This window comes from Actinoplanes auranticolor (genome assembly GCF_018332655.1).
Taxonomy (GTDB): domain Bacteria; phylum Actinomycetota; class Actinomycetes; order Mycobacteriales; family Micromonosporaceae; genus Actinoplanes; species Actinoplanes auranticolor.
In genome coordinates, this window is sequence record NZ_BOQL01000022.1 from 61,080 (window position 1) to 80,105 (window position 19,026).

A 19,026-nucleotide genomic window follows, 5' to 3' on the forward strand; every position below is an offset into this window, starting at 1 on the left:
ACGTGACCGACGAGGCATACGTGAGTATCTGGATGCGGCCGGAGCAGACCAGCCGCGGGCCGAAACCGGCCTACAGCCGGGCCCAGATCGCCCGGGCGGCAGTGCGCATCGCGGACGCCGAGGGCCTGGAGGCCGCCACGATGCGGCGGATCGCCGCCGAGATCGGCGCGGGCGCAATGTCCCTCTACCGGTACGTCCCCGGTCGCGACGACCTCATCGTGCTCATGGCCGACCTGCTCATGGGAGAGATCAACCTCAGGGGAATCCCCTCCGTCGACTGGCGCGCGGACCTGACGCGCTACGCCGAGGAGGTACGGGCCATGTGGCTACGGCACCCGTGGATCGCCACCGTGCACCGGTCCCTGCACAGCTACGGCCCCAACCAGCTGCTCCTGATCGAACAGATCATGGGAGTGCTCGACCCCCACGTCTCCGTCGACGAGAACCTCGTCCTGATGTCGATTCTGAACGGCTACGTCGAAAGCGTCGCCCGCGACGAGGTCACCGCAGCCGAAGAACTCCGCCGCAGCGGCCTCACCGAGCAGCAATGGCTGGCCCGCACCCACCCGTACGTCCAGCAGCTACTGGAAAGCGGAGACTACCCACTCTTCACGAAGATCGCCCTGGAAGCCCGCCACCCCCGCCTGACCTCCGACGCCCAATTCCACCAGGGCCTGACCCGGGTCCTGGACTGCATAGCCACAGCCATCCCCACGACCGAAAGCCAGAACAACCACGAGAAGCCCTGACCGGTGCAGCGATCGACATCGGCGGGACCATGGACCGACTCGCCCGGCTGGATCTCAGATGAGCGCCACTTCTCGGGGCCGGGGGCGGACAATCAGCGCGGGCATCCGTAAGAGCACGGCCCGGGGGCACCACAGCGGCGACGGCTCTAATCCTGGCCTCAGGTTGATCGGAAAGAGTAAGCGGCAAAGTATCGACTGGAGGGGGGCGGGCCGGCGTGCGGATCATGATCGCGGATGACGACGGGGCCATCCGTGAGTCGCTGGAGCGAGTGCTCCAGGTTGAGGGTTATGACACCAGCAGCGTCGCCAACGGTCTCGCTGTGCTCGAGGGGGTGGGTGGGGCCGGCGGTGACGCGCTGGATCTGTTGATTCTCGACGTGATGATGCCCCGCCTCGGCGGGTTGGAGACCTGCCGGCGGTTGCGGGCCGCGGGCCGGGATCTGCCGGTGCTCATGCTGACCGCCCGTGACCAGGTCACCGACCGGGTCGCGGGGCTGGACGCGGGCGCCGACGACTATCTGCCCAAGCCGTTCGCCACCGAGGAGCTGCTGGCCCGGGTGCGGGCCCTGCTGCGCCGGCGCACGCCGGGCGAGGGGGATTCGCAGGTCCTGTCGTTCGCCGACGTCCGGCTCGATCCCGACAGGTTCGAGGCGTGGCGGGGCGGGCGGCCGCTGCGCCTGACCCGGACCGAGTTCTCTCTGCTGCAGGTCCTCATGCGCAACGCGACGCGGGTGTTGACCCGCGACGCGCTGTTCGAGGCGATCTGGGGCTTCGATATGAGCGCCACCGCCAACAATCTCCAGGTGTACGTGAGCTACCTGCGCCGCAAGATGGAGGCCGAGGGTGAACCGCGATTGATCTACACACTGCGCGGCCTGGGATACACGTTGCGGGAGACTCCTCCGTGAGCAGGCCCGGTGGCCGGGAAAAGCGCCGGCTGGCCCGTTGGTGGCGCCGGCGGTCCCTGCGGAGCAGGCTGACGGTGATCGCGGCGACGGCCATCGCGGTCAGCGTGTTTGTGGCTTTCCAGGTGGCCAGCGAGCTCATGGACCGGAAGCTGCGGGACACCGCCGAGGAACAGCTGCGCGCCGACTCCCGCGTGCTGGCCACGAACGCGGAGCGCGCCGGTCTGGCGCAGGTCGAGCTACCGCCGTATCCCGGATCCGGTCGGCTGGTGCGGGTCATCCTGCCCGACGGCTCGACCCGGACGCCGGCCGGCCAACCCGCGCTGCCCCCGGTCAGCGAGCGCGCCGGGCGCGTGGCGCAGGGCGCGTCGACCGACCTGCTGGAGTCGACCGACTGGAACGACGGCTACCGCATCTACACGCTGCGGGCGGTCGACGGCGCGGTCCAGGTGGCCGACCTCGCCGACGACAGCCCGGTCAACCAGTTCGGGTTCGGCATGCTGCTGATCGGGCTGTTCTGCGTGGGCGGCGGCGCCCTTGTCGGGCGGACCGTGGCGCGGACCGCGCTGGCACCGATCGACCGGCTGACCGCCGCCGCGGTCCGTGTCGCGCACACCCGGGATCTCGACGCGGACATCCCGGATGAGGGCGGTGGGGAGATCCGGCGGCTGATCCAGGCGATCAACGACATGCTGGCCGCGCTCCGGGATTCCCGGCGGGCCCAGCGGCTGCTCGCCGAGGACGCCGCTCACGAGCTCAAGACCCCGCTCACCAGCCTGCGCCTCAACGTCGAGCTGCTGATCCGGCTCGATCGGCGCGGCACCCTGGACAGCGCACTGCCGGCGGAGAGCCGGACCCGGCTGCTCAACGATCTCGGCGCCCAACTGGCCGAGCTGAGCACTCTGGCCGCCGAGCTGACCGACCTGGCGCGCGGTGACGTCAGTGACGAGAGCACCGAGCTGATCGACCTTGCCGACGTGGTGGTGGCCGCCGCGACCCGGGCGCGTTCCCGCGTGCCCGACATCGAGGTCGCGCTCGACGTGACCTCCGTGTGGGTGAGCGGCCGACCGGCTGCGCTCCAGCGGGCGGTGCTCAACCTCATCGACAACGCCGGCAAGTGGTCCCCCGCGGACCAGCCGGTCCAGGTCCGGCTCCGTACCGAGGGCGCGTCGGCGGTGCTCGAGGTCGACGACGCCGGGCCGGGCATCGACGCCGCCGACGTACCGCGGGTGTTCGACCGGTTCTACCGTGCCGACAGCGCCCGGGCGCTGCCGGGATCCGGTCTGGGGCTGTCGATCGTGCAGCGGGTCGTCGACGCCCACGGCGGCCGGGCCGCCGTCGCCCGCTCCGCCCGCGGTGGCGCGCTGCTGCGGGTCGACCTTCCGGCCGCGGCCCCGCCCGCCCTGAGCGCGCGGCCCACCGCCGGGGAGGACACCGCGGTGCGCTGACCCGCCCGGCGGCGCGGCACAGGACAAGGGACGGCGGCCGTCAGGCCGACGAAAATAGATCCGGGACGGGTCTGGGTCCCCGTCCCGGATCTCGTACGTGCCGCCGCGCTCACCGTTGCAGCGCGGGCTCCTCATCGTCCACGAGCGGCCGTTGACCGTCCGGCAGTTCCACCGGTCGGGACAGCCGGCTCGGCCACCACATTCGCCGGCCGATCAGCAGGGTGAGGGCGGGCACCAGGACCGACCGCACCAGCAGGGCGTCGAGCAGCACGCCGAACGCGACCAGGAACCCGACCTCGATCAGCATCACCAGCGGAAGTGAGACCAGGACCGCGAACGTGGCCGCCAGGACCAGGCCGGCCGAGGTGATGACGCCACCGGTGGCGGAGAGGGCTTTGAGCATGCCGTCTCTGGTGCCGAGACGCACGGTCTCCTCCCGCGCCCGGCTGACCAGGAAGATGTTGTAGTCGACGCCGAGCGCCACCAGGAACAGGAATGCCAGCAGCGGCACCGAGTAGTCGATGCCCTTGAAGCCGAGGATCGTGTCGAAGACGAACACGCTGCCGCCGAAGGCCGCGGCGAACGAGACGACCACGGTGGCCATCAGGATCAGCGGGGCCACGATCGCTCGAAGCAGCAGGCCGAGGACGATCAGGACGACGGCGAGCACCAGCGGGATCACCAGCTTCTCGTCGCGGCTGGTGGTCACCTCGGTGTCGAGGTTCTCCGCACTCGGCCCGCCGACGATCGCCTCCGCCCCGCTCACCGCATGCACGGCGGCGCGCACCCGCTTGATCGTGTCGTACTCCGCGACGGTGTCCGGCGCATCCTTCGGGAACACGGAGATGTCGACCCAGCCACCCTTGGTCTCACCCGGGAAGGCCTGGACCACACCAGGGGTGCCCTTGACGACGTTGAGCACCCGCACCTCGTACGCCGGCCGCGTGTAGATCGTCATCGGCTGGCCGCCGAGCTCCGGGAAGTGCTGACGGAGAACGGTGAAGCCGGTGACCGACTCCGGCGCGGACAGGAACTGGTCCTGCTCCCGCAGGGCGCCGGTGTTGCCCGCCAGTCCGACGGCGAGCAAACCGAGGATTCCGAGCGAGCCGAGCGTCGCCACCCACCGGCGGCGGCTGATGGCGGCGCCGAGCCGTCCCCACAGCCCCACCTTCTCCTCCACGGCCGTGCTGAACCGCGGGATGGCCGGCCAGAAGATGCGCCTGCCGAGCACCACGAGCACCGCCGGGAACAGCGTCAGCATGGCCACCAGCGCGCACAGGATGCCGGCCGCACCGATCGGGCCCAACCCGCTGATGCTGTTCAGATCCGCGACCAGCAGGCAGAGCAGACCGGCGACCACGGTGGCCGCGGACGCGACGATCGCCGGCGCCGCGCCGCGTAGCGCGTGGACCATCGCGACCCGGACGTTCTCGTGGTGGTGCAGTGACTCCCGATATCGAGCGATGAGCAGCAGCGCGTAGTCCGTGCCGACACCGAACACCAGGATCGTCAGCAACGCCGAGTTCTGGTTGTCGACCACGATGCCGAAGCCCTTGACGAGCAGGTAGACGGTCGCCATCGAGGTCAGTGCGGCCACGCCCACGGCCATCAGCGGGACGAACCACAACACCGGGCTGCGGTAGGTGAGGATGAGCAGGACCGTGACGACGATGACGGTAGTGAGAAAGACCTGCAGGTCGATGCCGTCGAAGACGGCGTCCATGTCGCCGTCGATCGCGGCCGGGCCGGTCACCTCGAGTTCCAGGCCGGCGGGGCGGTCCTTCGCGTCGTCACGCAACGGGCCGACGAGGTCCTCCGGCGGGCCGTAGGTCGTGCTCACATCGAGGGTGAACGTCATCGCCTTGCCGTCGGTGGAGCGGCTCGTCGGTGGGCCCTCGTCCTCGTCGGCCGGGGCCGCCGCCTTAGGCGGGTACCGCTTGGCAAAGGTGTTGTAGTGGCGCTCGACCGTCGCACGGTCGGCGTCGGTCAGGCCGCCGGCGCGGTGGTACACGAAGACGAACGTGTTGTCCTCACCGCCGGGGAGACTGTCCTCCAGCACCGCCACCTTGGTGGACTCGGCACTGGCCGGCAGGGCGTCCACGGCGCTGTCGGTGGTGACCGAGCTCAACTTTCCACTCAACGGCACCATGACCGCCGCCAGCACCAGCCACAAGCCGATCACCAGCCACGGCACCCACCGACCTGTCAACCGACCGGGCGGTGCTTCCCCGGACGGCGCTGCGTTGACTGCCATCACTGGCCTCCTACATACGAGTTACATCGCTTGTCTGACGCCCACTTCGTACCGAGCGAATCTGAGACGATCATTAATCGAGCGCTCGGAGCGGTCGGCCGAACTGGGTGGACACCTGGGCGCCGGGTGCCACGGGGACGCTGCTCACCCAGGACGCCGGCCACAGTCCGGGGGACACGCTGCGGACGACGTGTACGCACGACGCGGGGCTGCGCAAACAGCTGCCGCAGCTGAGCAAGCTGCCGCCGCGCTACGTGGTGTGGGGCGACGGTACCGGCGACGAGATGTGCATCGGCATCATGACTGTCTCCCCCGGCAAGTCCTGACGAAGCATCGAACGTGTGTGAGCTCACGGAGGTCAACCAGCCGGAAACAGCTCTGAGCTCCCACACGTCCGCGCTGGACTCCCACCCGCTACATCGGCCGGGTGAACCGTTGCGCGATCTCGCCGTTGGTGAGGCCGTGGCCGATGGCGACGAGGACCTCGCGTTCGCGGTCGGTCAGGAAGTCCGACCGGGGATCCTCCCGCACGGGCCCGCAGAGGTCATCGTCGAGCTGGTCGGCGAACGCGTACCGGTCCGAGTCGAACGTCGTCAGCACCAGGACCCGCGAACGCCCACCGGCAGCGACGATGCGCCGGTGTCGGGGTGTTCTCCAGCGGCGTGCGAAACCCGAAACGCTGCAGCGGCTGGGCGTCCGCCACGAGCACAGAGATCATGAGTGGCTGCCTTCCAGGGTCGCGGCTGTCCGGTACGGGCCGGCGCTGAACCCTGCCGCGGTGAAGCGCGGCGCGTTCGGCCATGCCGGCGAGACCGAGACCCGCGTCGTCCGGCGATGCCTACTTCATACTGAGCGATCCGGAGACGACTGTCAGAGCGGCGAACAGCAAGAAGCCCCGGCCGACATCTCGACCGGGGCACAATGCCGGCTCGCGAATGATCGCGAGCGAATCTGAGTGGGCGATACTGGGATCGAACCAGTGACCTCTCCGGTGTGAACGGAGCGCTCTCCCGCTGAGCTAATCGCCCTCAACGGAGTCAGACTGTACCGGACCCCGGGGCGCCTGCGCGAACCAGGGTCCCGGCGCGTCAGCCTCCGGTGACGAACTTCCAGATCACCGCGGCCAGGTCGACGCCCATGGTGAGTTTGACCGAGAGCCAGACCACCGCCGAGATGAAGATGAAGCCGGCCAGGCCGATCAGGGCGCGCATCGGCAGGGACTGCCGGAGCACCCAGTGGGTCCAGGCCTGGACGTGTTTCTTGGTGAAGTGCAGCAGCCGTCTGGCCCAGGCGAACTCGACGGCCAGGATCGCCAGGCCGAGGATCACGATCGCCCAGCCGGGTCCCGGGAACGGGATCAGCACGATTCCGACCGCCACCACGACGGTGCCCAGGATGCCGACGCCGATCTTGAGGGCGAGCCGGCCGCTGGGGTTGGCGCGGATCCGGTCCAGGGCCCCCAGAGGCGAGTGTTTCTCGGGTGGCGATTCGGTCAGGGGTTCCGATTGGGACATCTCGTTCACTTTCGCGGCAAAGATCGCGGGCTCCCGGTCATTTCATCCCCCAGTGTTCCCCGCCCCCGTCACTACCCGGGAGGAATGGACGTTACCGGAGTGAGTCAACTGCTGGACCACCCGACGCCGGGCGGAACCAAGTACATGGGCAGAACAGGACAAGATACCGTTTAACGCCTCGTTCGGAGAGCTTATCGGAACCGTCTTCCCACTACTGGGTGAGATCAGCGTATGGCGGAGCGTAATGACAGGGATCACCTGAGTATGGGAAACGCGGGGTTCACCAGCCTCGCAGCGGTGCCGGGGGGAGTTCGTCCATGAGTACCATTCGTCCAACGACCGTCGAGGTCGAAACCTCGCTGCGGCTCGTAGCGCCAGATGCCACGGCTCTGCCCGTGCGCGCCAGTCTGCGGTACGACCCAGCCGACCCGTATGCCGTGCACGTGTTGTTCCACGCGGAATCAGCCGGTGGGGAAGCCGTTAGCTGGTCCTTCGCGCGTGAACTGCTCGTGACCGGGCTCGATGAGCCGGCGGGTATCGGGGACGTCCGGGTGTGGCCGTGGGCCACGCCGCGGGGCGACTTCGTGGCCCTCGCGCTGTCGTCACCAGACGGCAACGCACTGTTCGAAGTGCCCCGCAGTGTCCTGGTCCGGTTCCTCCGGCGCACCTACGTGGTGGTGCCGCGGGGCCGGGAGTCCGATCACCTGGACGTGGACGCGGCGGTCAACCGGCTGCTGGCCGGTCGATAGCGACAGGAATTACCCGGGGCGACCCGCGCGGACACTGCCGGTCCGCGCGGGTCGCCTTTTTGCCGCCCGGGTCCGGGAAACGGACAGCCGGCGATTGCCGCCGAATCCCGGGCACAAAGCGAATAGCGCCACCGACCGTACTTAATGTCCGTTTTGCCCCTTGATTTCTGCCCCGTGACACCGATATCAGGCGGCACCGGCACTCACACGTGCATCCCTGGTCACGGCCCGATACGGTCGGCTCGATGGTCACCTCCACCGCACGTGCGAGCAGGTCCGCACCCGCCCCGAACTGGGCGGGCGTGGGCATGTACACGCTGCCCGAGACCGGCCTGGCCACACCGGCCCCGACTCCCCGCCGGCTGCCGTACCATCTGCTCGCGCTGACCACCGCCGGGCACGGCACGGTCGAGATCGACTTCGTCCTGCAGCGCTGCCGTCCCGGCACGCTGCTCTGGGTCCGGCCCGGCCAGGCGCTGCGCTTCGGCATCGAGCCGGGACTGGACGCCACCCTGGTCTCCTGGGACCGCGACCTGCTCTCGGCGGCCGACGTCACCGGCGTACCGGTCGATGATCTGCCCGGGCCGAACCGCTGGCAGCTCGCCGGCGAGGACGAGGACGCGGTCATCACCGAGGTCGCCCAGCTCGGGGTCGACTGCGCCCGGCACACCTCCGGGGCGGTCGCCGCCGCGCTGCTGCGCCACCAGCTCGCCGTCCTGCTGCTGCGCATCGCACTGCTGCCCAGCAGCGACGACCGGCGCGCCGGGACCACCAGCGCCGAGAGCCGGACCTTCGCGCGGTTCCGCCGCGAGCTGGAGGACGGCCATCCGCACAGCCGGCGGGTCGAGGACTACGCCGCGCGCCTCGGCTGCTCGGTCCGCACGCTGACCCGGGCCTGCCTGGCGGTCACCGGGCGCACCGCGAAACAGGTCGTCGACGACCGGGTCGCCCTCGAGGCGCGGCGGCTGCTGGCCTGCACCGAGCTGTCCGTGGCGGAGATCGGCCGCCGGCTCGGCTTCGGCGAGCCGACGAACTTCGGGCGCTTCTTCCACCGCGAGGCGGGCCTGAGCCCGGGCGCCTTCCGGGCCGGCGCGGCGGCGGCGATGCCGGCCCAGGTGGCCGACGACGTGGCCGACATCGGGGCCCGGGTTCCGACTCAGCGACTGGCCGCTGACTGAGTGTGATGCCCGAATTCCCATTATTCCCGGGGTGCGCGAGGGTCTCGAGCTTCGAGGCGGCATGATGGAGGGGTGCAGATCTCCGCGCGCGGCGATTACGCGGTACGGGCGGCGCTGAGCTTGGCCCACGCCTACCCGGCCCTGATGTCCGCCCAGGCCATTGCCCAGGACCAGAACATGCCCCGGAAGTTCCTCGAGGCAGTACTGGCCGACCTGCGCCGCGCCGGGGTGGTCAGAGCTCAACGCGGCGCCGAAGGCGGCTACACCCTGTCACAGAGTCCGCGAGACGTGACGATCGGTCAGATTCTGCGGGCGGTCGACGGTCCACTCGCAGGGGTCCGGGGCCTGCGTCCCGAGGAGACCCAGTATTCGGGCGCGGCGGAGAACCTCCCCAATCTCTGGGTCGCCGTACGCTCCGCGGTCCGCGAGGTCGTCGACGAGGTCAGCCTGGCCGAGCTGATCAGCGGCCGGATGCCCGCCCACGTCCGCAAGCTGACCACCAGGCCCGACGCCTGGCAGCCGCGCTGAGGGTTTGCGGAAATCCACCATCGGGAATCTTCCGGCCACCTGGCTCTCCACGGAAGGACTCACCCGATGGGCATTCAATACCGCAGTCGCAAGAAGTTCGGGCCGTTCATCCTGAACTTCACGCAGCGGGGATTCTCGTCCTGGTCCATCAAGATCGGCCGCTGGTCCTGGAACTCGAAGGCCAAGGCCCACCGCGTGGACCTGCCCGGTCCGCTGTCGTGGAAGCAGGACAAGTCCTGATCCGTCCCTGACGGCTCACGCCGCGGCGATCACCACGTCGCCGCCGAGCCGGCCGTGCTCCGGCCGCCGGGTCACCGATCCGGCGGTCAGCAGCGCCTGCAGCACCCGGGTCGCGTCGGCGGCCCGGTAGACCGTCTCGGTCAGCGCGAACGTCCTCAGCTCGGTCACCGTGGCCTCGCCCACCCCGGCGAGATGCGCCAGCAGTTCGCGGCGCAGCGGCCCGGGATGCGGGCTGAGCGAGATGTCGATGAGATGGCGCTCGGGATCCCCGGGGTCGCGGTAGCGCACCCCCGCGTACTCGTCGACCGCCCAGAGCGCGTCCTTGAAGCCCTCGAGGTTCTTGCCCGACTGGGTGGCGAACACCAGCACCTGCCCGGGCTCCTCACCGGTCGCCAGCTCCACCGCCGCCACCAGCGGGAACCCGGCGGCCCGCAGCTCGGCGCGGTAGTCGTCGGCCACGAAACCCGGAGCCGGAACCACGATCACCGCCTCCGCGGGCTTGCCCGCGGTCAGCGCCGCGACGGTGGCCGGCAGCGGCGGCCCGCCGGCGGCGGTCGCATCCAGACAAGCAAGCAGCGGTACGCGCCCAGCCCCCACCGCCTTCAGCGCCACCGCCAGCCGCGCGTCCGTGCCACCCGACACGGCATGGACGGTCAGCCCCGCGCCGGCGCCGGCCTCCTGCTGGATCGCGGTGAGCCGCGCACCCACTCCGGTGACGTCCTCACCCACCGCCAGCATGGTCAGCTCCCGCCCCCTGACCAGGTCCGACTGGTCCACGAAGACCCGCAGCGCGGCCTGCGCGAGCTCCGGCCCGGCATCGGCGTAACCGTGCACATAGGTGGCGCGGCGGGCCCGGTGCAGCGCGGCGGGCGCCCAGGCCTCGAGGTGGCGGACGAGGATCTCACGCTTGACGTCGGCGACGCTGTCGGCGGTCATGACCTCGTTATACGGCGTCACCGCGGCGAGCGCAGGCCCGGGTCACCGCAAGCCGGGTCTTGTACCGTGGGTGTCCGAGCAGACACTATGAGGCACGTGGCACCTCCGCTCGCCGACCTCACCGCCCAGGCCCAGATCCTCACCTCCGCGGGCGACCTCGCCGGGGCCAGGGACGTGCTCGCCGACGCGCTGGACCCGGCCGACGCCGATCCGCAGCGTGCGTCGCCCGACCTGGCACTGGCCGCGGCCCTGCACGCCCGGATCCTGATCGCCCTCGGCGACGCGCACGCGGCCCGCACCTGGGCCGGCTTCGCCCACGCCGCGGAGGAACGCCTGCACGGCCCGGGCGACGAGCGCACGATCGCGGCGGCGGCGACCCACGCCGCGGTGCTGCACCGGGTGGGCAACCACGGCCGGGCGGCCCAGCTCTACCACGACCTGGTCGGCGAACTGACCGCTGTGGACGGCCGGCTGTCGGCCCGGGTGCTGGCCGCCGAGGCGGACCTGGCGACCGCCGAGCACGCGTCCGGGCAGTGCACGGCGGCACGCAACCGGCTCGCCGACGCCTGGGCCCGGCACACCCAGGCCCACGGCGAGGACGCCCCGGCCGGCATCAAGATGCTGGCCCGGCTGGCCTCGATGGAACGCGAATGCGGCCACGAGCGCGACGCGCAACAGCACTTCAGCCGGGCCCAGGAGCTGTGCGCCCGCTACCTGCCGCCGGACCACCCGCTGGGCCGCCAGGTCGCCCGGCTGGCCGGGGCCCCGGCCTCGGACCGGCACACGTGCGGCCGGGTGCAACGCTCAACGGGCCCGGCGGCGGACGGCCCGGCGGCGGGCGTCACCCGCGTGCCGGCGACAACCCCGGGAGTCCATCCGGTACGCCAGGAGCCCCCGGCACCGGGCGACCCGACCGGCCGCCACGCCCGCCCCGAGCCACCGATCCCCCTCCCCTTGACATCCCCGGCCCCACCCCCCGAACCCACCCCGCCTGCCTCAGCCCCGGCCGCCAATGTCCCGCCGGCCAACACTGTCCCGCCGGCCAACACTGTCCCGCCGGCCGAGAGCGCCCCACCGGCCGCCCGCACCCCGCCGGCCCGGAGCACGCCGCCAGCCGCCGGCACTCAGCCGCCCCAGCCCACCCTTGCGTCCCACCGCACCCTGCCGGTCCAGACCAATCCGCCGGCCCAGACCAGTCCGCCGGGCCAGACCACTCCGCCGGGCCAGGCTGTTGAGCCGGACGAGACCGCTCCGCCGTTTGGGACGGCCGCACCGGCCGAGACCATCTGGCCGGCCGAGAACACCGCCCCCTCTCAGGCGCCCGAGGCCGGCCCGCCACGGCTGGAGGTGATCCCGCCGCCGCAGGCACACGGCTTCACCCCCCGACGCCCCGCCGCCGCGATCTCCGTCCCGCCCGAGGACGGAGCACCGCCGGAGGACCTGGCGCCCCCCGAAGACGAAGCACCGCCCGCGGCCGTAGCGCGGACCGAGGAAGCAACGCGAGCCGAGGAACCAACGCGGACCGAGGAAGCAACGCGAGCCGAGGAACCAACGCGAGCCGAGGAAGCAGCACGGGCCGAGGAAGCAGCACGAGCCGAGGAACCAACGCGGACCGAGGAAGCAGCGCGGGCCGAGCCGGCGCCGGGCGCCTGGGCCGCACCACCCCCGCCGGCCCCGGTCCAGCAGTCCTGGCCCGAACCGACCACCCAACCGCACATGGCCATGGCCACCCCCGCCCCGCCGACCTACCGACCGATCGAGCGACCGATCGAACAGCCGGTCGAGCAGCCACCGCACGGCTGGGCCGTGGAACCCCCGGGCCCCTGGCCCCCGGACTCGTTCCCGCCCGCCGCCCACGCGCCCCACGCCTATCCGCCCGGCCCCCGGCTCCCGGTGGACGAGCCCATCTCGCCGGTGCCGGACCGGCGGCGTCTGCCCGTACCGGTGGAGAAGCGGAACCAGCAGCCTCTCGTGCTCGCCGCCGTGCTCGTGGCCGGCATCGCGGCCGCGGCCGCGATCGTCGTCGCGACCTGGCCCCGCGAGGACGCCGAGCCCGCGGCGGCCCCGACCGCGGTGGCCTCCGCGCAGGTCTCCGCCGCGCCCCCGGCCGCCCCGGCCTCCGCCCGGCCGAGCAACGCCGCTGTCGCCCCCACCCGGGTGACGCTGCAGGACAACCGGGACAGCGTGGCGCTGACCTGGCGCTATCCGAAGGGCTCGGAGGGCCCGGTGCTGATCTCCGGCGGCCGGACCGGCCAGGAGCAGCGGGCGTTCCAGCAGCTGCCCGCGGGCACCACCGACTACGTCGTGTACGGGCTCAACCGGCAGAACAACTACTGCTTCTCCGTGGCCGTCGTCTATACCGTCGACCAGGTCGCGGCGTCCGAGGCCGTGTGCACGAAGCGGTAGTGACCGACTTGCAACCCGGCAACACCTCAGCAATCACCGCCGGCGTCCGATCGCAACGGTTGCCGAGGACCCACCGGGGACTCAACGGGGAAAGCGGGAACGCGAGTGACGACGGAGGCGGCAGAGACAGCCGGCGCCGTGGCCGTGCACGAGCGGACGACGCTCGAGGCCACCCTGGCGGAGCTCGAGGACCGTCCGCCGTCCCAGTTCCGTTCGCTGGCGACGCCCGCCGCGCTGATCGAGCGCCGGGCCGACGAGCTCGGTGCCGGGGATCTCGCCATGCGGGCACGGCTGCTGCGTGCCATGTCGCTGGTCCGGGAGGGCCGGTCCGAGCAGGGTGGCCGGCGCGCGCACCAGGTGCTGGCCTGGGCCCAGCAGCACGACCACCCGTTCCTGCTGGCCCGCGCGCACCGGGTGCTGTCGTTGTTCTACCGGCAGATCGGCGACCTGTCCGAGGGGCTCAGCCACGCGGTGCAGTGCGTCGCCAACCTCACCGACGACGAGCCGCAGAACGTCCGGGCGCTACACCTGATGCGGCTGGCCGTCGCGCTGGACGAGAGCGGCTCGACCGAGGAGGGTGACCGCCGGTTCCGCGAGGCGCTCACCATCGCCACGGAGATCGGCGACCTCGACCTGACGATGAACATCCTCAACAACATGGCCTACACGGCCTTCGAGAACGGCGACGAGCCCGGGGCCCGGGAACTCATCCGGCACATGCACGAGGTCCGGGAACGCAGCGGCCGCGACTTCGGGGCGCTGGAGATCGACACGATTGCCCGGATCGAGATGATGAGCGGCAACTACGACGCGGCCGAGCAGGCTCTGCACATCATCCTCGACGGCGCGACCTCCGCGCTGCTCAGCCACGAGGGCGACGCCCCGGCGGTCTGCATGCTCACCCTGGCCGAGGCGCGCCGGCTCAGCCGCCGCTACGGGGCCGCCCAGGAGGCCCTGGACGCGGCGGTGGCGCTGGCCGAGGAGCGCGGCCTGGACCGGGTACGGGCCCAGATCCGCGAGGAGCAGGCGGCCTTGTTCGCCGCCACCGGCCGGTATCAGGAGGCCTACGACGAGCACCGCGCCTTCTACGCCGCGGCCAACGCCCTGAACTCGAGGCAGCGGGAGGCGCAGGCCCGGGCGCTGCAGGCGGTCTTCGAGGCGACCGAGGCGCGCCGGGCCAGCGAGCATTTCCGGGAGATGGCCCACCGCGACGCGCTGACCGGCCTGCGGAACCGCCGGTACGTCAACGAGCGGCTGCCCGCCCTGCTGAGCGAGGCCGTCGCCCGGCGGACGCCGTTGTCGCTGGCGATCCTGGACCTGGACCACTTCAAGCGGATCAACGACACGCTGTCGCACAGCACCGGCGACACCGTCCTGCAGGAGGTGTCGCGGCTGCTGACCGACGCGGTGAGCGGCCCGATGATCGCCGCGCGGATCGGTGGCGAGGAGTTCCTGCTGGTGCTGCCGGGCATGACCGCCGAGGAGGCGGCCGACTGCTGCGAGCGGCTGCGGCTACGGATCCGGGCGCACGCCTGGGAGCCGCTGACCGGGACGATGCCGGTGACCACGAGCATCGGCGTCACGACGGCGCCGGAGGGCCGGGCCACCCCGTCGTCGCTGATGTCGCTGGCGGACCGCAACCTGTACGTGGCCAAGCGCGAGGGCCGCGACCGGGTCGTGGCGGACCTATAGCTCGAGGTCGACGGCGAGCGGGTAGTGGTCGGAGGCGTACTCGGCCTCGGCGCCGCGCAGCACCCGGGCGTGGGTGGCCCGCTCGGCGACCGGCGGGGAGGCCATCAGGTAGTCCAGCCGCATCCCGGTGGCGGAGAACTCGTGGCCGCCACCGCGGGTCGTGGGCACCGTGTGCCCGTCGCCCCGCCCGGCCCTGGGCCACAGGTCCACGAAGCCCGCGCCGGTGAACGCCGCGATCGCGCGGGTGTCCGCCGTACCGTCCGGGGTCGTGTGCCGGCGGCGGTACGGCCCGCTGAGGGCCGCGAGCCGCCCGGTGTGGTCCGTGCCCGGGTCCAGGGAGTTGAGGTCGCCGGCGAGCAGCACAGGCCCCTTGCCGGGCCGGTACCGCGCCGCCAGGAAGCGGGCCTCGCGCAGCCGCCGGTACGGCGAGATGGCGTTGAGATGCGTGCTGACCACCGTGAGCTGACCGGCGGTCGTCGGCACCCGGACAGCCGCGGCGGCGTGGTGCAGCCGCCACCGGACGCCGGACCAGTCCACGATCCGCAGCGGCGGCCGGACCAGCACCGCGACGCTCTGCCCGAACACCGAGCGGGCCAGGAACGGCGTCATGCCCAGCGCGGCGGCCACCTCCCGCATCCGCCGGCCCGGGAAACCGCGCAGCTCCTGCAGGCACAGAACGTCCGGCCTCTCCCGCCGCAGCAGAGTCACCACGGCGTCCAGCCGGCCGCCGCTGCCCCCGGTACGGATGTTCCAGGTCAGGAAGCGGACCGTCACCGCACCGCCTCGGGCGTACCGGCGGGCACCGTCGTCTCGGTCAGGTCGCGGTGGGCGTCCCGCTCGGTCAGCTCACCGGCGTCGGCCCGGTTGCCGTCGCCGACGTCGGCGTTGGGCCGCAGCACGTACCAGAGCAGAGTGAGCCAGCAGGCGGTCAGCACGCCGGCACCGAGGAAGTCGGTGGGGTGGTGCATGCCGCGGTACATCCGCGAGAGCGCGACCCCGGCCGGCATGATCACCGCGAGGGCCACGAAGGCCCAGCGCCACCAGGCCCGGATCCGCGGCACGAGCAGGATGGCGATGGCGACGTAGAGGCACATGGTGGCGGCGATGTGCCCGGAGGGGAACGACGAGGTGGGCATCTGCCCGTCGAGCTGCTCGACCGGCGGACGCGGGCGGCCCACCGCGGCGGCCGTGGTGAGGAACAGGCTCAGCTCGCCGAACATGGCCAGCACCACGAACAGCACCGGGCGCCAGCGCCGCCAAAGAGCCAGCACCAGCGGGCAGAACACCAGCGAGACGAGCAGGATCATGTGGGTGTCGCCGGCCTTGCTCCACAGGTGGCTGAAGTCGTCCAGCGCCGGCGTGCGGAAGGTCTGCAGCCAGCGCACGAAACCCTCGTCGGCGGACCGGATCCAGGTGCCCCGGGTGTGGTTGGTGACGGCCCAGCCCAGCAGATACAGCACGCCGAAGACGAAGACCCAGCCGACGATCAGCTCGGCCGCCCTGGCCCACGGGTGCGGCAGCAGCTTCTCCTCGTCCGGCGCCGGGGTGACGTCGCGGGCCGCCTCCGGCTCGAGCCCCTCCTCCAGCGGGCGGACGGGCTGGCCGACCTCGCGGCGCCAGACCCGGAACGCGTACGCGGTGACACCCAGCCAGGCGGCGCCGAGCAGCCAGCCGGCCAGCACGTCGGACAGGTAGTGCACGCCGAGCGCGATCCGGGTGACGCCGACCGTCACGATGATGAGCCCGACCAGCGCGATCACCGCCTTGCGCCAGCGCGGCGCCACCGCGGGCAGGAAGACCAGCAGCAGCGCGCCGTACGCGACGAACGAGCCCAGGGCATGCCCGCTCGGGAAGCTGTTGCCCGGCGCCCCGGCCACCGGCACGTCGACCACCGGGCGCAGCCGGCCGACCAGCGTCTTGAGCGACGGGTCGAGCAGCAGCGCACCGACGCCGGTGACGACCAGGTAAACGGCCAGGCGGGTCCGCCGGCGGATCAGCAGCAGCACGACGGCCACTGTCACCAGCCACATCATCACCGGCCGGCCGCCGAGATCGGTCAGCGCCTCCAGCACGGTGACCAGCGGCGGGTGCGGGGCGACCAGCTCGTTCAGCGCGTCGGCCACGCTCCGGTCGAAGCTCTGCAGGGGTGCCCAGCGCAGCCGCACCAGCAGCAGGAGCAGGCCGAAGCCGAGCCCGACCGCGATGACGGCGAGCAGTCCGAGGACGCTGCGCTCGGTGAAGTGCCGCAACGGCGCCCAGCCGACCCGTTTGTGGATCCTGCCTTCGTCGGTGGACATCGTCGGCTCCTGCTCGTATCGGGGTCACGCGGTGGTGCGGCGGGACTTACCCTTTCGACTCCGCGCTCACACCGGGGTCGCGCTGACGGGGCATCTCCCCGTCCGCCGCGTCCGGCGCCGGGGAGTCGAAGCCCTTCAGGTCGGTGTCCCCTCCCGGCTCCCACTGGTCGTGCTGAGCCGGCCGGACGACCCCGACCCGCTGGGCCTCCAGCTGCGCGGCGAAGGAGAGCCCGAAGAACAGCGAGATGCCGGTGAGGTTGGCCCAGAGCAGCAGCGCCATGATCGCGGTCAGCGGGCCGTAGGTGGCGCCGAAGCCGTCGCTGACGCGTACGTAGCCGGCGAGCAGCAGGCTGGCCAGCCACCACAGGATCGTGGACAGGGCGGCCCCGAACAGCAGCCAGGTCAGCGCGGGCTGGTTGCGCCGCGGCGAGTGCCGGAACAGCAGCCCCACCGCGAAGACGATCAGCAGCAGGCTCAGCGGCCAGCGCACCAGGGTCCACGCCGTCATGGCGCCGTCGCCCCACCCGAACTGCCGGGCCATGGATTCGCCGGCCGAGTGCCCGGCGACCAGCAGCAGGAAGCCGAAGAGCGCGGGCAGGCCGGCGATCAGCGCCAGCACCACCGAGCGCAGGTACTTCGGCAGGGCGGGCCGGTCGCGCTCGACGCCGTAGATGCGGTTGGCGCCGCGCTCGATCTGGGCCATGCCGGTGGTGAGCGCGAACAGCCCGGTGATCAGACCCAGGGCCAGGGCCAGCTCACCGGCCTCCTCGGTGCGTTCGTCGTCCTCGAGCAGCTCGGTGACCAGCGGCTCGCTGGCGCCCGGGGTCAGCGCGATGACCGTGTCGGCCACGACCTGGCCACCCTCCTCGACGCCGAGGTCGGTGGCCAGGCCGGACAGCGCGATCAGGAACGGCACGATGGCCAGGCAGAGCTGCAGGGCGAAGGCCCGGGAGTGGCTGAATCCGTCGCCGTACCGGAACCGGACGAACGCGTCACGCACCAGCGGCCAGCGTCCGTAGTGCCGCAGAGCCAGGAACGCGTCGTCGGCGGAGAGTTCGTCCCCCGGCATCATCCTGGTCTCGGGGACCGGCTCCGTGCTGCTCATGCTTTTTCTTCAGCCGCGGCGCGCACCCCCTCGGCGGCCCGCTTCGCCGCGCTGCTGTCGTACGCCAGGTCGGGGTCGCCGGCGGGCTGCGGCACACAGAGCAGCAGCGCCCGGTGCCGGATGTGGACCTTGAGGGTCTTGCCCGGATCGATCAGGTCGCCGTCGAGTTGGCGCGGCTGCGCCCGGTTGCTGAAGATCTCCACGCGCTCGGCGGAGTACGTCTCCATCAACGGCACGCGTTTGCGCCGGCGCACCACGGCCCAGCCGAGCTCGGCCCAGTGCCGCAGGCTGCGCGGGCTCAGGATGGCCACGTCGAGCTTGCCGTCGGCGGGCTCGGCCTCGCTCAGCAGCCGGACGCCGCCCTGCAACCGGCCCACGTTGCCGACGATCACCGAGCGCGGGCGCCGGGGCATGGGCGCGCCGCCGTCGATGACGATGCGCACCCGCATCGGGCGGTCCCGCAAGTGCTTGGCAGCGCCACCGACGTACGCCAGCCAGCCGATGTGCTTCTTGGCCGTGTCCGAGGTGCCCTCGAGCATCTGCGCGTCGAAGCCCATGCCGGCCATCACGGCGAAGCACTGGTCGCCGACGGCGCCGACGTCGATGCGCTTGCGGCCGCCCTCGATCGCGACCTCCACCCCGGTGGCGGCGTCGGTGCCCAGGCCCAGGTTGGCCGCGAGCAGGTTGCCCGTGCCGGCGGGCAGCACCGCCAGGGCGACGTCCGTGCCGGCCAGCGCGGTCACCGCGGCCATCACCGTGCCGTCGCCACCGCAGACGAACACCAGCTCGGCACCGTCCTTGACCGCCTGGGAGGTCTGGCCGCGGCCGGCGTCCTCCGGGGTCGTCTCGTGCCAGGTGGGCTCGGGCCAGCCGACGCGGGCCACGCCCTCCTGGACGATGCGGCGCAGCAGGTCGAGGTCGTCGACCTTGACGGGGTTGTAGATCACGGCAGAGCGAAGTCCTGTCACGGCCGTCAGTGTGCAGGACACACATCACAACGGCGACCCGGGTGCGCGTGCGTTAGA

The 19,026-nt window shown here is 71.9% G+C and carries 18 protein-coding genes and 1 tRNA gene; 10 read left to right on the top strand and 9 right to left on the bottom strand.

The genetic code is table 11. The features are described 5' to 3' along the window. Positions 1 to 2 precede the first annotated feature (2 nt). The 3 genes from Aau02nite_RS13810 to Aau02nite_RS13820 all read left to right on the top strand — a co-directional run bounded on the left by Aau02nite_RS13810 (position 3) and on the right by Aau02nite_RS13820 (position 3,102). Positions 3 to 749 (top strand): TetR/AcrR family transcriptional regulator, encoded by a 747-nt coding sequence (locus Aau02nite_RS13810; protein WP_212988808.1) that lies wholly within the window; start codon positions 3 to 5, stop codon positions 747 to 749. A gap of 224 nt (positions 750 to 973) precedes the next feature. After that, positions 974 to 1,657 (top strand): response regulator transcription factor, encoded by a 684-nt coding sequence (locus Aau02nite_RS13815; RefSeq protein ID WP_212988809.1) that lies wholly within the window; start codon positions 974 to 976, stop codon positions 1,655 to 1,657. Further along, positions 1,654 to 3,102, top strand: a complete 1,449-nt coding sequence (locus tag Aau02nite_RS13820) for a HAMP domain-containing sensor histidine kinase (RefSeq protein ID WP_212988810.1) — start codon at positions 1,654 to 1,656, stop codon at positions 3,100 to 3,102. The genes Aau02nite_RS13815 and Aau02nite_RS13820 overlap by 4 nt, the downstream gene beginning before the upstream one ends. Before the next feature lie 109 nt (positions 3,103 to 3,211). Here the strand turns inward: Aau02nite_RS13820 and Aau02nite_RS13825 are convergent, their stop codons facing one another. Continuing rightward, entirely contained in the window at positions 3,212 to 5,296 is a 2,085-nt protein-coding gene (locus Aau02nite_RS13825; protein ID WP_246595121.1) for an MMPL family transporter, read from the bottom strand. Between the two features lie 167 nt (positions 5,297 to 5,463). Here Aau02nite_RS13825 and Aau02nite_RS13830 point away from each other — a divergent pair, with 167 nt between their 5' ends. Next, a complete protein-coding gene (locus Aau02nite_RS13830) occupies positions 5,464 to 5,682 on the top strand; it encodes a hypothetical protein (RefSeq protein ID WP_246595122.1) in 219 nt (72 codons plus the stop codon). Between the two features lie 88 nt (positions 5,683 to 5,770). Here the strand turns inward: Aau02nite_RS13830 and Aau02nite_RS13835 are convergent, their stop codons facing one another. From Aau02nite_RS13835 to Aau02nite_RS13845, 3 genes are all read right to left on the bottom strand, one after another. Then, on the bottom strand, positions 5,771 to 5,956 hold the full coding sequence (locus tag Aau02nite_RS13835; RefSeq protein ID WP_212988812.1) for a helix-turn-helix domain-containing protein: 186 nt from the start codon (positions 5,954 to 5,956) through the stop codon (positions 5,771 to 5,773). Positions 5,957 to 6,312: 356 nt separating this feature from the next. Then, positions 6,313 to 6,384 (bottom strand) — tRNA-Val (locus Aau02nite_RS13840). Positions 6,385 to 6,444: 60 nt separating this feature from the next. Next, entirely contained in the window at positions 6,445 to 6,870 is a 426-nt protein-coding gene (locus tag Aau02nite_RS13845) for a TIGR02611 family protein (protein WP_212988813.1), read from the bottom strand. Positions 6,871 to 7,187: 317 nt separating this feature from the next. On the opposite strand from Aau02nite_RS13845, the gene Aau02nite_RS13850 reads away from it, so the two are divergent. From Aau02nite_RS13850 to Aau02nite_RS13865, 4 genes are all read left to right on the top strand, one after another. Beyond that, complete coding sequence (locus Aau02nite_RS13850; RefSeq protein ID WP_014446635.1) at positions 7,188 to 7,619, top strand: SsgA family sporulation/cell division regulator; 432 nt, start codon at positions 7,188 to 7,190, stop codon at positions 7,617 to 7,619. A gap of 308 nt (positions 7,620 to 7,927) precedes the next feature. After that, positions 7,928 to 8,797, top strand: coding sequence for a helix-turn-helix domain-containing protein (locus Aau02nite_RS13855; RefSeq protein WP_212988875.1), 870 nt, complete (start codon positions 7,928 to 7,930; stop codon positions 8,795 to 8,797). A gap of 72 nt (positions 8,798 to 8,869) precedes the next feature. Next, on the top strand, positions 8,870 to 9,325 hold the full coding sequence (locus Aau02nite_RS13860) for an RrF2 family transcriptional regulator (protein WP_212988814.1): 456 nt from the start codon (positions 8,870 to 8,872) through the stop codon (positions 9,323 to 9,325). A 66-nt stretch (positions 9,326 to 9,391) separates the two neighbouring features. Beyond that, positions 9,392 to 9,565, top strand: coding sequence for a DUF4236 domain-containing protein (locus Aau02nite_RS13865; RefSeq protein ID WP_212988815.1), 174 nt, complete (start codon positions 9,392 to 9,394; stop codon positions 9,563 to 9,565). Between the two features lie 15 nt (positions 9,566 to 9,580). On the opposite strand, the gene Aau02nite_RS13870 is transcribed toward Aau02nite_RS13865, so the two are convergent. Beyond that, positions 9,581 to 10,501 (bottom strand): hypothetical protein, encoded by a 921-nt coding sequence (locus tag Aau02nite_RS13870; protein ID WP_212988816.1) that lies wholly within the window; start codon positions 10,499 to 10,501, stop codon positions 9,581 to 9,583. Positions 10,502 to 10,597: 96 nt separating this feature from the next. Between Aau02nite_RS13870 and Aau02nite_RS13875 the strand changes: the two genes are divergently transcribed. Next, positions 10,598 to 12,907: a hypothetical protein gene (locus Aau02nite_RS13875; RefSeq protein WP_212988817.1), complete on the top strand. Its 2,310-nt coding sequence runs from the start codon at positions 10,598 to 10,600 to the stop codon at positions 12,905 to 12,907. Positions 12,908 to 13,012: 105 nt separating this feature from the next. After that, positions 13,013 to 14,599: a GGDEF domain-containing protein gene (locus Aau02nite_RS13880; RefSeq protein WP_212988818.1), complete on the top strand. Its 1,587-nt coding sequence runs from the start codon at positions 13,013 to 13,015 to the stop codon at positions 14,597 to 14,599. Here Aau02nite_RS13880 and Aau02nite_RS13885 read toward each other — a convergent pair. The 4 genes from Aau02nite_RS13885 to Aau02nite_RS13900 are packed head-to-tail and all read right to left on the bottom strand — an operon-like array spanning position 14,594 to position 18,969. Then, a complete protein-coding gene (locus Aau02nite_RS13885; RefSeq protein ID WP_212988819.1) occupies positions 14,594 to 15,373 on the bottom strand; it encodes an endonuclease/exonuclease/phosphatase family protein in 780 nt (259 codons plus the stop codon). The two genes, Aau02nite_RS13880 and Aau02nite_RS13885, sit on opposite strands and share 6 nt — an antisense overlap. Then, positions 15,370 to 16,896: a phosphatase PAP2 family protein gene (locus tag Aau02nite_RS13890; RefSeq protein ID WP_212988820.1), complete on the bottom strand. Its 1,527-nt coding sequence runs from the start codon at positions 16,894 to 16,896 to the stop codon at positions 15,370 to 15,372. Before Aau02nite_RS13890 ends, Aau02nite_RS13885 begins: the two co-directional genes overlap by 4 nt. 46 nt (positions 16,897 to 16,942) lie before the next feature. Further along, the gene (locus Aau02nite_RS13895) at positions 16,943 to 18,001 is read right to left on the bottom strand and encodes a YihY/virulence factor BrkB family protein (protein WP_212988821.1); all 1,059 of its coding nucleotides are present in this window, start codon (positions 17,999 to 18,001) and stop codon (positions 16,943 to 16,945) included. Further along, positions 17,998 to 18,969 (bottom strand): diacylglycerol/lipid kinase family protein, encoded by a 972-nt coding sequence (locus tag Aau02nite_RS13900; RefSeq protein ID WP_212988822.1) that lies wholly within the window; start codon positions 18,967 to 18,969, stop codon positions 17,998 to 18,000. Before Aau02nite_RS13900 ends, Aau02nite_RS13895 begins: the two co-directional genes overlap by 4 nt. Positions 18,970 to 19,026: the final 57 nt, after the last annotated feature.

Excerpts from the sequence above, each read along its gene's own strand:
- Aau02nite_RS13815 (WP_212988809.1), top strand. The coding sequence starts at position 974 with ATGATCGCGGATGACGACGGGGCCATCCGTGAGTCGCTGGAGCGAGTG.
- Aau02nite_RS13845 (WP_212988813.1), bottom strand. The coding sequence starts at position 6,870 with ATGTCCCAATCGGAACCCCTGACCGAATCGCCACCCGAGAAACACTCG.
- Aau02nite_RS13850 (WP_014446635.1), top strand. The coding sequence starts at position 7,188 with ATGAGTACCATTCGTCCAACGACCGTCGAGGTCGAAACCTCGCTGCGG.
- Aau02nite_RS13855 (WP_212988875.1), top strand. The coding sequence starts at position 7,928 with ATGTACACGCTGCCCGAGACCGGCCTGGCCACACCGGCCCCGACTCCC.
- Aau02nite_RS13865 (WP_212988815.1), top strand. The coding sequence starts at position 9,392 with ATGGGCATTCAATACCGCAGTCGCAAGAAGTTCGGGCCGTTCATCCTG.
- Aau02nite_RS13870 (WP_212988816.1), bottom strand. The coding sequence starts at position 10,501 with ATGACCGCCGACAGCGTCGCCGACGTCAAGCGTGAGATCCTCGTCCGC.
- Aau02nite_RS13890 (WP_212988820.1), bottom strand. The coding sequence starts at position 16,896 with ATGTCCACCGACGAAGGCAGGATCCACAAACGGGTCGGCTGGGCGCCG.
- Aau02nite_RS13895 (WP_212988821.1), bottom strand. The coding sequence starts at position 18,001 with ATGAGCAGCACGGAGCCGGTCCCCGAGACCAGGATGATGCCGGGGGAC.